Raw genomic sequence first — 15,032 nt, forward strand, 5'->3', positions numbered from 1 at the left:
ACATCCGGGCTCAAAAACTTCTATTGCACAAAAGAAACCGGATGGTGGGAGGGCAATCCCGATAAAACCACAAATTCAGGAGGTATGCTATAATGGCAAAGAAAGTTACAGGATATATTAAATTACAGATTCCCGCTGCAAAGGCAACACCCGCACCGCCTGTTGGACCTGCTTTAGGTCAGCACGGTGTTAATATTGTGCAGTTTACAAAGGAATTCAATGCTAGAACCGCAGATCAGGAAGGAATGATTATTCCTGTTGTTATCACTGTATATGCAGACAGAAGCTTTAGCTTCATCACAAAGACTCCTCCGGCTGCTATTCTTTTAAAGAAAGCTTGCAACTTAAAATCTGGCTCTGCAGTTCCTAACAAGACTAAGGTTGCTACAATAACCAAAGCCGAAGTAAGAAAGATTGCAGAATTAAAGATGCCTGATTTAAATGCTGCAAACATTGATACAGCTACGAGTATGATAGCTGGTACTGCAAGAAGTATGGGAATTACCGTAGTTGACTAATTTTTAATAAAATGTGGGAGGGTAATGGTTGCCTTGGCATACCATGAATAGGAATCCGGTCTTTGACAGAAAGAGATTCTTTAAGCTCCCGATAATACCACTAGGAGGTTAATGCAATGAAAAGAGGAAAGAAATACGCAGAAGCTGCAAAGCTTATCGACAGAGCTGTTTTTTACGATGCAGATGCTGCTATCGGCTTAGTTAAGAAAACAGCTGTTGCTAAATTTGATGAAACAGTAGAGGCTCATATTAGACTTGGTGTTGACGGACGTCACGCTGATCAGCAAGTTCGTGGTGCAGTAGTACTTCCCCACGGAACAGGTAAAACAGTTAAAGTTTTAGTATTTGCAAAGGGTGATAAGCTTGCAGAAGCTGAAGCAGCTGGCGCAGATCATGTAGGCGGAGAAGAATTAGTGCCTAAGATTCAGAATGAAGGCTGGATTGACTTTGACGTAGTTGTTGCTACACCTGATATGATGGGTGTTGTAGGTCGTTTAGGACGTGTACTCGGACCTAAGGGCTTAATGCCTAACCCCAAAGCCGGAACTGTTACTATGGATGTAGCAAAGGCTGTTAAGGAAATCAAAGCCGGTAAGATCGAATACAGATTAGACAAAACAAATATCATTCACGTGCCGTTGGGAAAAGCTTCATTTAGCGAAGATCAATTAGCGGACAACTTCCAGACGCTTATTGGCGCAATCAATAAAGCAAAACCTTCTGCTGCAAAGGGACAGTATTTAAAGAGCGTTACACTTTCTTCCACAATGGGACCTGGTGTAAAATTAAACACTGCAAAACTTGCTCAGTAATCTTTTGAAAAAGATTTTGTTTTATGGTTGACACCATAATAGATTAATGTTATAATTTTAAAGCTGTGGAAATTACTAATATATTTTCCACTGCAGAAATTGCATTTTAATTTCTGCCGTAGAAATTGTACTTTATTTCTACTAAGCTGCCTAAGACAGTAGGTGCCGTAAGGCATAAGGAGAAAACGCCTACCCAGGGATGAGTTTACTAGCTAAGCTCAATGAGTTTGATAAACAAACTCACATTCATTAAGAAACTTATTGAATCCCTTACTGTCTTGCAGTAAGGGATTTTTTAAAATCTATAAGGAGGTGTACCAGAATGGCAAAAGTAGAATTAAAACAACCTATTGTTGAAGAGATTAAGGGATACGTTGATCAGGCAAAGGCAATCGTTGCTGTTGACTATCGTGGTCTTACGGTAGAAGAAGATACAAAACTTCGTAAACAGTTAAGAGAAGCTGGCGTTGTATATAAAGTATACAAAAATACTTTGTTAAAGCGTGCATTTGAAGGAACTGTATATGAGAGCCTTGTAAAACACTTAGAAGGACCTACTGCAGTAGCTTTCGGAATTGAAGATGCTACCGCTCCTGCAAGAATCATCAATGATAATATTAAGACTTCTCCTAAGTTAGAGTTCAAAGCAGGTGTTGTTGATGGAAGCTATTATGATGAAAAAGGCATCCAGGTTATCGCAACAATTCCTTCAAGAGAAGTACTTATTTCCAAGTTACTTGGAAGCTTACAGTCACCTGTTACCAATCTTGCTCGTGTTCTTAAGCAAATCGCTGAGAAACAGTCAGAAGTAGCATAGTAACTAAGAGCGAAACAGTTACGAAATTTTAATCCGTACAAATAAATTATTCAATGGAGGTATTTGAAATGACAACTCAAGAGTTTATCGAAGCTATTAAGAGCTTAACAGTATTAGAATTAAATGATTTAGTAAAAGCATGTGAAGAAGAATTCGGTGTATCCGCAGCAGCAGGTGTTGTAGTTGCTGGTCCTGCAGCAGCAGCTGAAGTAGAAGAGAAGACAGAATTTGACGTTGAATTAACAGATTGCGGCCCTAACAAAGTTAAGGTTATCAAAGTAGTTCGTGAAATCACAGGCTTAGGCTTAAAAGAAGCTAAAGATCTTGTAGATGGCGCTCCTAAGATGTTAAAAGAAGCAGCATCCAAAGATGAAGCTGCTGATATCAAGGCTAAACTTGAAGCTGAAGGTGCTAAAGTTACAGTTAAATAATTTAACTTTAACAGTAAAGGTCTGTCCTGAGTATCAATGGGACAGACCTTTTTTGTGCAATATGTAATATTGATACATAGCAGCTTTACCTCCGGTTTATCCTAAGCATCCTGAATATTGCAATGAGATAGAAGATTACAGTGAATGATATCTCCTTAAAAAGAATTCAGGGGGTAGTGGTATAGACTGCCTTATTTTGGGAATAAACTATAGATAGCGGATTTTTCGGTTAAAGGAATAGAAAAAGATGAAAAAAGGACAAAAACATATTGACAACTTGACATTCCTGTGATAGTATGAAAGATGCACTATTGTGCGAAGATATGCCTACAATATCTATTATAGCACATCTCCGTATAAAAGAAAAGTAGTTTAAACAAATTATTCTAGAATGTTTCTGGAAATAAAAATAAAATTCAAGGGGTGAAAACGTCAATGGATAAAAACAGGATACGTCCAATCAAAGTTGGAAACGGCGTAAGAATGAGCTATTCTAGGCAAAAAGAAGTACTGGAAATGCCAAATCTGATTGAAGTTCAAAAAGATTCCTATCAGTGGTTTTTAGATGAAGGACTGAAGGAAGTTTTTGAAGATATCTCTCCAATTGAAGATTACAGTGGGCATTTAAGCTTAGAATTTGTAGATTTTGCGTTGTGCGAAGATGATGTAAAATATTCAATTGAAGAGTGCAAGGAAAGAGATGCAACCTATGCAGCTCCTTTAAAGGTGAAAGTCAGACTTCACAACAAAGAGAACGATGAGATCAATGAGCACGATATTTTTATGGGTGACTTGCCTTTAATGACGGAAACCGGAACCTTCGTAATAAACGGAGCAGAAAGAGTTATCGTTAGCCAGTTGGTACGTTCCCCCGGAATTTACTTTGCCATCGGACATGACAAAATCGGTAAGAGATTGTTTTCTTCTACTGTTATTCCTAACAGAGGAGCATGGTTAGAGTATGAAACAGATTCAAACGATGTTTTTTATGTTCGTGTGGATCGTAACAGAAAGGTTCCCATTACTGTATTAATCCGTGCCTTAGGTATCGGCAGCAATATAGAGATTCAGGAGCTTTTCGGAGAAGAACCGAAGATTTTAGCAAGTATAACAAAGGATCCATCTGATAATTATCAGGATGGTTTACTTGAGTTGTATAAAAAGCTGCGTCCCGGCGAACCGCTTTCTGTAGAAAGTGCGGAATCTTTAATCAACAGTATGTTTTTTGACCCCAGAAGATATGATCTTGCAAAAGTAGGTAGATTCAAATTCAACAAAAAACTTGCGCTTAAGAACAGGGTAATAGGTTGTACTCTGGCTGAGGATGTTGTAAATAAAGAGACCGGTGAGATTATTGCAGAAGCTGGTACAGTTATATCAGAAGATCTTGCAGTTGAGATTCAGAATGCTGCTGTTCGCTCTATAATGGTACAAGCGGAGGAAAGAAATGTCAAGGTTCTCTCCAGTTTAATGGTTGACTTGAATTATTATCTGGATGTGGATAAGAAAGAATTGGGCATAACAGAGGAAGTTTATTACCCGGCTCTGAAGAACATCTTGGATGAATATAAGAATATAGAGGATATTAAGACTGCTATTAAGAGAAATATAGCTGAATTGATTCCTAAACATATAACAAAAGATGATATTATAGCATCTATTAACTATAATATTCATTTGGAATACGGCATTGGTGGTTCTGATGATATTGACCACTTAGGTAACAGAAGAATCCGTGCAGTGGGCGAATTATTACAGAACCAATACCGTATCGGTCTTTCCAGAATGGAACGTGTGGTTAGAGAAAGAATGACTACACAGGATTTAGAAGGCGTTAGCCCTCAGTCCTTAATTAATATCAAACCGGTTACAGCTGCTGTAAAAGAATTCTTTGGAAGTTCTCAGCTGTCACAGTTCATGGATCAGCACAATCCTCTTGGTGAGCTGACTCATAAAAGACGTCTTTCAGCCTTAGGACCTGGCGGTTTGTCCCGTGATCGTGCCGGATTCGAGGTTCGAGATGTTCACTATTCCCATTATGGCAGAATGTGCCCTGTAGAAACACCCGAAGGTCCTAACATCGGTCTTATTAACTCCCTTGCTTCTTATGCAAGGATTAATGAGTATGGATTCATTGAGGCACCTTACCGTAAAGTGGATAAAACAGACCCTAAGAACCCTAGAGTTACCGATGAAGTAGTATATCTTACTGCTGATGAAGAAGATAAATATGTAGTAGCACAGGCAAATGAACCTTTGGATGAAAACGGATATTTTACAGACAGTAATATATCAGGCCGTTTTAGAGAGGAAACTCTGGAATATCCGAAGTCAAGAATTGATTTAATGGACGTATCTCCTAAGATGGTATTTTCTGTGGCTACCGCTATGATTCCTTTCCTTGAAAATGATGATGCTAACCGTGCCCTCATGGGTTCTAACATGCAGCGTCAGGCGGTTCCTCTATTAATTACCGAATCCCCTGTTGTTGGTACCGGTATTGAATTAAAGGCCGCAGTTGACTCCGGTGTATGCGTAGTATCCGAAAAAGCCGGCGTTGTTGAAAAGTCCACTTCAAAGGAAATCATAATCAAGAACAGCGACGGAACTAAGAGTAATTACAAATTGTTAAAATTTGCAAGAAGTAACCAGGGAACCTGTATTAATCAGAGACCTATCGTTGTAAAGGGTGATAAGATTGATGCCGGCCAGGTTATAGCAGATGGTCCTTCTACCTCCAATGGTGAATTAGCATTAGGTAAGAATCCTCTTATCGGATTTATGACCTGGGAAGGTTATAACTACGAAGATGCTGTTCTTTTAAGTGAAAGACTTGTTCAGGAGGATGTTTATACATCCGTTCATATAGAAGAATACGAAGCAGAGTCCAGAGACACCAAGTTGGGACCGGAAGAAATTACAAGAGATGTTCCCGGTGTTGGTGACGATGCCTTAAAAGACCTTGATGAACGAGGTATTATAAGAATCGGTGCTGAAGTACGTGCCGGAGATATTCTGGTAGGTAAGGTAACACCAAAGGGTGAGACCGAACTTACAGCAGAAGAGAGACTTCTTCGTGCAATTTTCGGCGAGAAGGCACGAGAAGTAAGAGATACATCCCTTCGTGTGCCTCATGGCGAATATGGTATTATCGTAGATGCCAAAGTGTTTACAAGAGAAAACGGTGATGAACTCTCTCCCGGAGTGAATCAGACTGTTAGAGTATATATTGCCCAGAAAAGAAAGATTCAAGTCGGAGATAAGATGGCTGGTCGACATGGTAACAAGGGTGTTGTATCCCGTGTATTACCGGCAGAAGATATGCCTTTCTTACCGAACGGCAGACCTCTTGATATCGTGCTTAATCCGCTGGGTGTGCCTTCCCGTATGAATATCGGTCAGGTACTTGAAATCCACTTAAGCCTTGCATCAAAAGTACTTGGATTTAAGGTAGCAACACCTGTATTTGATGGTGCCAACGAGTATGACATTATGGATACTCTGGAACTTGCCAATGATTATGTTAATACAGAGTGGGATGAATTCTATAACAAGTATAAAGAAGTTCTTGATCCGGAAGTTATGGATTATTTAGAGAACAATAAAGCATATAGAGATCAATGGAAGGGTGTTCCCATTAACAGAGACGGTAAAGTAAGACTCCGTGATGGAAGAACCGGTGAGTATTTTGATGGAGCTGTAACCGTAGGTTTCATGCACTACTTAAAACTTCACCATCTTGTAGATGATAAGATTCATGCACGTTCTACAGGACCTTACTCCTTAGTAACACAGCAGCCTTTAGGTGGTAAAGCACAGTTCGGTGGACAGAGATTCGGTGAGATGGAGGTTTGGGCACTGGAAGCTTACGGTGCTGCTTATACTCTTCAGGAAATCCTTACTGTAAAATCCGATGATGTTACGGGACGTGTAAAGACTTATGAAGCGATTATAAAAGGTGAGAATATTTCCGATCCCGGAATTCCGGAATCCTTCAAGGTGCTTTTAAAAGAGCTTCAGTCACTGGCGCTGGATGTTATCGTACTGGATGAAAATGGTCACGAAATTAAAATGACAGAAAACATTGATTACGGCGATGGCGATTTGACTCCTCTTATCGAAGGTGACAACAACTTCCATTATGACGAAGATTATACGGAAGCCGGATACCGTGAGACAACTGCTGAAGAAGAAGAGAGTTTCTTTGATCCGTTTGACGAAGAGACGGTAGAACTTACTGACTTGGATGATGAAGATTTCGAGGAATAGTAATGAAAGTTAATAACTAATTTTCATACAAGTGCCTGCGAAATCCTCGGCCCAAACTTACGGTGTGTTGGAAAAGGCATGGTTGTTAGTTTGCAGAATGCTATGAAAGGGAGTGCCAGATGATGCCAGAAGTGGTAAATAACCAAAGTAATCAGGAAATAACCTATGATGCTATAAAGATCGGCCTTGCTTCTCCTGAAAAAATCAGAGAGTGGTCCAGAGGCGAAGTAAAAAAACCGGAGACAATTAACTACAGAACCTTAAAACCGGAAAAAGACGGTTTGTTCTGTGAGAAAATCTTTGGACCCAGCAAAGATTGGGAGTGTCACTGCGGTAAATATAAAAAGATTCGATATAAGGGTGTTGTATGTGACAGATGTGGTGTTGAAGTAACCAAAGCTTCTGTCCGCAGAGAGAGAATGGGGCATATTGAACTTGCTGCCCCTGTATCCCATATATGGTACTTTAAAGGAATCCCCAGCCGTATGGGATTAATTCTGGATTTATCCCCCAGAACTCTTGAAAAGGTACTTTACTTTGCTTCCTATATTGTTCTTGATAAAGGAACCAGTGATTTACAGTACAAACAGGTTTTAAATGAAAAAGAATACCGTGAAGCTTATGAAAAGTACGGCAACAGATTCCGTGTTGGAATGGGTGCTGAAGCTATTCAGGAACTTTTAATGGCAATTGACCTGGAAGCAGAATCCAAAGAACTGAAAAAAGGTTTGAAGGATTTTACCGGACAGAAGAGAGCAAGAGTTATCAAAAGACTGGAGGTTGTTGAAGCCTTCCGTGAGTCTGGTAACAGACCGGATTGGATGATACTTACTGTAGTTCCGGTTATTCCTCCGGATTTAAGACCTATGGTTCAGTTGGATGGCGGACGTTTTGCTACTTCCGATATGAACGATTTATATAGAAGAATTATCAACCGTAACAACCGTCTGAAGAGACTTTTAGAGCTTGGTGCACCGGATATTATTGTAAGAAATGAAAAGAGAATGCTTCAGGAAGCAGTTGATGCTTTAATTGATAACGGCAGAAGAGGAAGACCAGTTACCGGTCCTGGAAACCGTGCATTAAAATCCTTATCTGATATGTTAAAGGGTAAGCAGGGACGTTTCCGTCAGAACTTACTTGGTAAACGTGTTGACTACTCCGGACGTTCTGTTATCGTAGTAGGACCCGAATTAAAGATTTATCAGTGCGGTCTGCCCAAAGAAATGGCAATCGAATTATTCAAACCTTTCGTTATGAAAGAGTTAGTTGCCAAGGGCACTGCTCATAATATAAAATCCGCTAAAAAGATGGTGGAAAGGCTTCAGTCTGAGGTATGGGATGTGTTAGAAGAGGTAATCAGAGAGCATCCGGTTATGCTTAACCGTGCTCCGACTCTTCACAGACTTGGTATTCAGGCTTTCGAGCCGGTATTGGTAGAAGGTAAGGCTATTAAGCTGCATCCTCTTGTTTGTACTGCTTTCAATGCCGATTTCGATGGTGACCAGATGGCTGTGCATTTACCGTTATCCGTAGAAGCTCAGGCCGAGTGCAGATTCCTTCTTCTCTCTCCTAACAACCTCTTAAAACCTTCCGACGGTGGACCTGTAGCCGTTCCTTCACAGGATATGGTACTTGGTATCTATTACCTTACCTTGCAAAAACCCGGTGACCTTGGAGAAGGACATTTCTTTAAGAGTGTTAACGAAGCTATCTTAGCTTATGAAAATGGTGCCATTACTCTTCATGCAAGAATAAAAGTAAGACGTACCGGTATTAATAGCGAAGGCGTTACCATAACCAAAACGATTGAGTCCACTTTGGGACGTTTTATCTTCAATGAAATCATCAGCCAGGATTTGGGATTCGTAGACAGAACAAATTCGGATAACTTCCTGGTACCTGAAGTTGATTTCCATGTAGGTAAGAAGCAGTTAAAGAAAATTCTTGAGAAATGCATTAATACCCATGGAGCTACTAAGACGGCAGAAACTCTGGATGCAATTAAGTCCTTAGGATATAAATACTCCACCAGAGCAGCTATGACCGTTTCCATCTCCGATATGACCGTTCCTCCTCAGAAGAAGATCATTATCGCAGAAGCTGAATCAAGAGTTGAAGAAATCTCCAAGAACTTCCGCCGTGGTCTTATGACGGAAGATGAAAGACACAAAGCTGTAATTGACACCTGGAAAGTAGCCGATGATGATATTACAGAAGCGCTGCTTACAGGACTTGATAAATACAACAACATTTATATGATGGCTGATTCCGGTGCCCGTGGTTCCGATAAGCAGATTAAGCAGCTTGCCGGTATGCGTGGACTTATGGCAGATACCTCCGGACGTACCTTGGAACTTCCTATTAAGTCTAATTTCCGTGAAGGTCTGGACGTATTGGAATACTTTATGTCTGCTCATGGTGCGAGAAAAGGTCTCTCCGATACCGCTCTTCGTACTGCCGACTCCGGTTACTTGACCCGTCGTCTGGTAGACGTATCACAGGATCTTATCATCCGTGAAGTTGATTGCTGCGAAGGGAAAGAAATCCCTGGTATGTGGATCAAAGCGTTTGCTGATGGCAGCGAAGTAATTGAAAGCTTAGAAGAGAGAATCACCGGAAGATATTCCTGTGAGACCATCCAGGATGATAACGGCGAAGTAATAGTTAAAGCTAACCATATGATTACTCCGAAGCGTGCAGCTAAAATCGTTGCGACCCAGAAGATATCAGAACAGGGCTTTAATGCAAAAATAAAGATTCGTACCATCTTAACCTGTAAATCACACATTGGTGTATGTGCCAAGTGTTATGGTGCCAACATGGCAACCGGAGAAGCTGTTCAGGTTGGTGAAGCAGTAGGTATTATTGCAGCACAGTCTATCGGTGAACCCGGTACGCAGCTTACCATGCGTACTTTCCATACCGGTGGTGTTGCCGGCGATGATATTACACAGGGTCTTCCCCGTGTAGAAGAATTATTTGAAGCCAGAAAGCCTAAGGGACTTGCAATTATCGCAGAGTTCGGCGGCGTTGTAACCATAAAGGATACGAAAAAGAAACGTGAAGTTATTGTAACAAACAATGAAACCGGAGAAGCTAAGACTTATCTAATTCCTTACGGTTCACGTATCAAAGTGTTAGACGGTGATGTGTTAGAAGCCGGTGATGAACTGACAGAAGGTAGTGTTAATCCTCATGATATCCTAAAGATTAAAGGTGTTCGTGCGGTTCAGGATTACATGATCCAGGAAGTTCAGCGAGTTTACCGCTTACAAGGTGTTGAAATCAATGATAAGCACATTGAAGTAATTGTTCGTCAGATGTTAAAGAAAATCCGCATCGAAAATAGCGGTGATTCTGAATTCTTGCCTGGTAAATTAGTAGATATTCTGGAATTTGAGGATGTAAATGAAGAGTTAGAGAGCAAAGGACTTCCGATAGCAGATGGAAAGCAGGTAATGCTTGGTATAACAAAGGCTTCCCTTGCAACAAACTCCTTCCTTTCAGCAGCATCCTTCCAGGAAACCACTAAGGTATTAACAGAAGCTGCTATTAACGGAAAGATTGATCCATTAATCGGTCTGAAGGAAAATGTTATTATCGGTAAATTAATCCCTGCCGGAACCGGTATGAAGAGATATCGCTCTGTAAAATTAGACAGTGATATGGAAGAAGAGATACTTCTTTCTGAAGATTTTGATGATGACAATTATCAGAACTTTAATTACTCCGATGATGCTATGGATGATGATTTAGACAGTATTGACCTGGATGAGTTCGAGGATGAAGATTTCTCAGAGGAAGATTTTGAGAATGATGAATCCTTGGATGATTCTGATAAATAGTAAATATGGTACCCGCAAGAGTAAATACAATTGCGGGTACCGTTTTTATTACAAAAAATGTATTGCTTGCTAATTCTAAATATGGTAAACTATGCTAATAAAGAATTACCATATTAAGTAAAAATACAGGGCTGCTGTATTACAGGGCAATAGCAACAGCGTCTCCTGTATCTTAGTAAGAGAAGGAGTGAGTAATATTGAGTAATATCATGAATATAAACTTGTTAAAAAAACACATACTTGGATTAGCAATCTCTTTATTACTGGTCATAGTAAATATTGAATTGATTCAGAAAAATGTTGATGTTATATTTGAGAATTATTTTATTGATTTAGATAATTTTGCGAAGTATTGCTTTGAGCCGATAATAATGTTAATTACATTAGCAGGAATTATTTTGACGTATTATTTTGTGATTAAAATCTTTGTCCTTCTTTTTAAGAAAGATGCGAAATAAAACAGGCACAGATAGGGAATTCTACCCGATGAGCTGTTAGAATTTTAGGAGCCTGACGAGATAAAGGAATTGTGGAATAAACAACAAATATAATTATCGGTAGATGTTCCCAAAGCTTTATTATGGGAACATTTTTTTGAATAAAATCCCTCGGACAAGCAATCCTTTGAATGGGTGTTAAAACTTTATTTCATTCATCATATAGGTACTTACCGCTAAATTTAAAGGAAAACCCTTGACACCATGGATTATTTAAAGTATAATCTAAAAGCGCGATTTTATATTGCGTCAGTATTTATGTTTATTTTAAGTAAAATGTAAAGCGGCTCACGGAATAAATTCAGGAAATTTATTCATTTCAAACAAAAACCAGGAGGTGAAAATTAATGCCTACATTTAATCAATTAGTTAGAAAAGGTAGAAAGACGGTTGAGAAGAAATCAACTTCTCCTGCTCTTCAAAAAGGATTTAACTCCTTAAATAAGAGATCTACTGATGTGTCCTCACCCCAGAAGAGAGGTGTTTGTACAGCAGTTAGAACAGCAACTCCTAAGAAGCCTAACTCAGCTCTTAGAAAAATCGCCAGAGTTCGTCTTTCTAACGGAATCGAAGTAACTAGCTATATCCCCGGAGAAGGCCACAACCTTCAGGAGCATAGTGTTGTTCTGATCAGAGGTGGAAGGGTTAAGGATTTACCCGGTACTCGTTACCACATCGTCAGAGGTACACTTGATACAGCAGGTGTTGCTAAGAGAAGACAGGCTCGTTCCAAGTATGGAGCTAAGAGACCTAAAGCAGGTAAATAATTAAGTTTTTCGCTAATCATTAAGTGCCGGATTAATTTTTATTTCAGATTGGGATAAAATAAGGGAGCCGCGTTTTATCACCGCAGAGGAAAAAACATTTTGTTTCATCAACGGAATAGATTTGAAAGATAAGTTAAACTGTGCGCGAACACAAAATGGTATAAGAGATTTCTTATGCTGCCCGGTTAACCGGGGAATGTGAGTACCGATGATTTAAGGGAACTTATAAAAGACAATTCGGGAAAATCCTGTTTTGTCAGTCCGGAATAGATTTTTCTTCGGGCAATAAGGATTATTAAGGAGGGAAGAAACGTGCCACGTAAAGGACATATACAGAAAAGAGATGTATTGGCAGATCCTATTTACAAGAGTAAGACTGTAACCAAGCTTATCAATAACATTATGTTAGATGGTAAGAGAGGAACTGCACAGAAGATTGTGTACGGAGCCTTTGAAAGAGTAGCTGAGAAGACAGGTAAAGAAGCTACTGAAGTTTTCGAAGATGCTATGAATAACATCATGCCGGTTCTTGAAGTAAAAGCAAGACGTATCGGTGGTGCTACCTATCAGGTACCAATCGAAGTAAGACCTGACAGAAGACAGGCTTTAGCGCTTCGTTGGTTAACACTCTACTCACGTAAAAGAGGAGAGAAGACCATGGAAGAGAAGTTAGCTAATGAGATTTTAGATGCTTCTAATAACACAGGTTCTGCTGTTAAGAAGAAAGAAGATATGCATAAGATGGCTGACGCTAATAAGGCATTTGCACATTATCGCTGGTAATTTTATGAGTAGGTCTTGTTTCATTACAAGACTTATGTAGCTATAGAGCAGATTGGCTGTAAAGCATCAGCTGATACGGCCGACTGCAAAATAAATAGACTGTGGTGATTTCATCACAGATGACTATAAAGATAAGGAGGAATTTCCTTGGCTGGAAGAGAATACCCGTTAGAAAGAACCAGAAACATCGGTATCATGGCACATATTGATGCCGGTAAGACTACACTTACAGAGCGTATCTTATATTATACCGGAGTTAATTATAAAATCGGTGATACTCATGAAGGAACTGCTACCATGGACTGGATGGAGCAGGAACAGGAAAGAGGTATCACAATTACTTCTGCTGCTACAACCTGTCATTGGACACAGGAACTTGAGCATCAGCCCTTACCTGGAGCCCTTGCCCATCGTATCAATATCATTGATACACCGGGACACGTTGACTTTACAGTAGAAGTTGAGCGTTCCTTACGCGTACTCGATAGTGCCGTTGGCGTATTTTGCGCTAAAGGCGGTGTTGAGCCTCAGTCTGAAACTGTATGGCGTCAGGCTGACAAGTATCACGTACCCAGAATGGCTTTCGTTAATAAGATGGACATCTCCGGTGCTGACTTCTACAATGTAATCAGCATGATCAAATCAAGACTTGGTAAGAATCCTGTAGCTATCCAGTTACCTATTGGTAAAGAGGATGAGTTTAAAGGTATTATCGACTTATTTGAAATGAAAGCTTATTTCTATAATGATGATAAAGGTGATGATATCAGCATCACTGAAATACCTGCAGATTTACTTGAGCAGGCAGAAACTTACAGAGCAGCTATGATCGAATCCATTTGCGAGACTGATGATGAGTTGCTTGAGAAGTTCTTAGAAGGTGAAGAACCTTCAACCGTTGAATTAAAGAAAGCTCTTAGAAATGCAACCATTGCAACTACCATTATTCCTGTAACTTGCGGTTCCGCATACAGAAATAAAGGTGTTCAGAAGTTACTGGATGCCGTTATCGAATACCTTCCTGCTCCTACCGATATCCCTGATATCAAAGGTGTGGATGAAGACGGTAACGAAGTACACAGAAAATCTTCTGATGAAGAGCCTTTTGCAGCTCTTGCATTTAAGATTATGGCCGATCCTTTCGTAGGTAAGCTTGCATTCTTCCGTGTTTACTCCGGTACATTAAATTCCGGTTCCTACGTTCTTAACTCAACAAAGAACAAGAAAGAACGTGTTGGCCGTATCTTACAGATGCATGCTAACAAGAGAGAAGACCTGGAGAAAGTATATTCAGGAGATATTGCAGCAGCAGTTGGTTTAAAGAGCACCACAACAGGTGACACTATCTGTGATGAAAAATTCCCTGTAATTCTTGAATCCATGGAATTCCCTGAACCTGTTATCGAGGTTTCTATCGAGCCTAAGACAAAAGCAGGTCAGGATAAGATGGGTGAATCTTTAGCGAAATTAGCAGAAGAAGATCCTACCTTCAGAACTTACACCAATGAAGAAACCGGACAGACAATTATTGCCGGTATGGGTGAGCTCCATCTTGAAATTATCGTAGACAGACTTCTGCGTGAATTTAAGGTAGAGGCTAATGTAGGTGCTCCTCAGGTTGCTTACAAAGAAACCTTTACAAAATCTGTTGAAGTTGACTCTAAATATGCTAAGCAGTCCGGTGGACGTGGACAGTACGGTCACTGTAAAGTTCGCTTTGAGCCTATGGATGCTAATGCAGAAAAGACTTTTGAATTCGTATCAAGCGTTGTAGGTGGAGCTATTCCGAAGGAATACATCCCTGCAGTAGGTGCCGGTATCGAAGAAGCTTCCAAAGCCGGAATCCTTGGCGGATATCCCGTACTTGGTATTAAAGCTACTGTATACGATGGTTCCTACCATGAAGTTGACTCCAACGAAATGGCATTTAAGATTGCCGGTTCCATGGCATTTAAAGATGCGATGCAAAAAGCAGGCGCTGTTTTATTAGAGCCTATCATGAGAGTAGAAGTAACAGTTCCCGAGGAATATATGGGTGATGTTATCGGAGATATCAGCTCACGCCGCGGACGTATCGAAGGCTCTGAAGATATCAATGGTACAAAGCTTATCAGAGGTTTTGTTCCCCTCTCAGAAATGTTTGGATATTCCACTTCCCTTCGTTCCAGAACACAGGGCCGTGGTGCTTATTCCATGTTCTTCTCCAACTACGATCCCGTTCCTAAGAACGTACAGGAAAAGGTACTTGCAGCAAAGAGTAAGAACTAGTCCACAAATATAAGTGGAATCG

At 40.1% G+C, this 15,032-nt stretch carries 10 protein-coding genes and 1 other annotated feature; all 10 genes read left to right on the forward strand.

The window, feature by feature from the left end; all coding sequences use genetic code 11:
* Positions 1-92: 92 nt before the first annotated feature.
* Positions 93-518, forward strand: a complete 426-nt coding sequence (rplK, locus tag bsdcttw_RS01765) for a 50S ribosomal protein L11 (RefSeq protein ID WP_185257742.1) — start codon at positions 93-95, stop codon at positions 516-518.
* A 116-nt stretch (positions 519-634) separates the two neighbouring features.
* Positions 635-1,330: a 50S ribosomal protein L1 gene (rplA, locus tag bsdcttw_RS01770; RefSeq protein ID WP_185257743.1), complete on the forward strand. Its 696-nt coding sequence runs from the start codon at positions 635-637 to the stop codon at positions 1,328-1,330.
* Positions 1,331-1,461: 131 nt separating this feature from the next.
* Positions 1,462-1,636: a sequence feature (ribosomal protein L10 leader region), on the forward strand.
* Between the two features lie 16 nt (positions 1,637-1,652).
* Positions 1,653-2,147 (forward strand): 50S ribosomal protein L10, encoded by a 495-nt coding sequence (rplJ, locus tag bsdcttw_RS01775; protein WP_185257744.1) that lies wholly within the window; start codon positions 1,653-1,655, stop codon positions 2,145-2,147.
* A 68-nt stretch (positions 2,148-2,215) separates the two neighbouring features.
* A complete protein-coding gene (rplL, locus tag bsdcttw_RS01780; RefSeq protein ID WP_185257745.1) occupies positions 2,216-2,578 on the forward strand; it encodes a 50S ribosomal protein L7/L12 in 363 nt (120 codons plus the stop codon).
* Between the two features lie 435 nt (positions 2,579-3,013).
* Complete coding sequence (rpoB, locus tag bsdcttw_RS01785) at positions 3,014-6,847, forward strand: DNA-directed RNA polymerase subunit beta (protein WP_185257746.1); 3,834 nt, start codon at positions 3,014-3,016, stop codon at positions 6,845-6,847.
* 122 nt (positions 6,848-6,969) lie between these two features.
* On the forward strand, positions 6,970-10,695 hold the full coding sequence (gene rpoC / locus bsdcttw_RS01790; RefSeq protein ID WP_185257747.1) for a DNA-directed RNA polymerase subunit beta': 3,726 nt from the start codon (positions 6,970-6,972) through the stop codon (positions 10,693-10,695).
* 197 nt (positions 10,696-10,892) lie between these two features.
* Positions 10,893-11,153, forward strand: coding sequence for a hypothetical protein (locus tag bsdcttw_RS01795; protein ID WP_185257748.1), 261 nt, complete (start codon positions 10,893-10,895; stop codon positions 11,151-11,153).
* Between the two features lie 386 nt (positions 11,154-11,539).
* A complete protein-coding gene (gene rpsL, locus bsdcttw_RS01800) occupies positions 11,540-11,959 on the forward strand; it encodes a 30S ribosomal protein S12 (protein ID WP_185257749.1) in 420 nt (139 codons plus the stop codon).
* A gap of 312 nt (positions 11,960-12,271) precedes the next feature.
* Positions 12,272-12,742: a 30S ribosomal protein S7 gene (rpsG, locus tag bsdcttw_RS01805; protein ID WP_185257750.1), complete on the forward strand. Its 471-nt coding sequence runs from the start codon at positions 12,272-12,274 to the stop codon at positions 12,740-12,742.
* A 147-nt stretch (positions 12,743-12,889) separates the two neighbouring features.
* Positions 12,890-15,010, forward strand: a complete 2,121-nt coding sequence (gene fusA, locus bsdcttw_RS01810; protein WP_185257751.1) for an elongation factor G — start codon at positions 12,890-12,892, stop codon at positions 15,008-15,010.
* The last annotated feature ends 22 nt before the right edge of the window (positions 15,011-15,032 follow it).

It is taken from the genome of Anaerocolumna chitinilytica (assembly GCF_014218355.1).
Classification (GTDB): domain Bacteria; phylum Bacillota; class Clostridia; order Lachnospirales; family Lachnospiraceae; genus Anaerocolumna; species Anaerocolumna chitinilytica.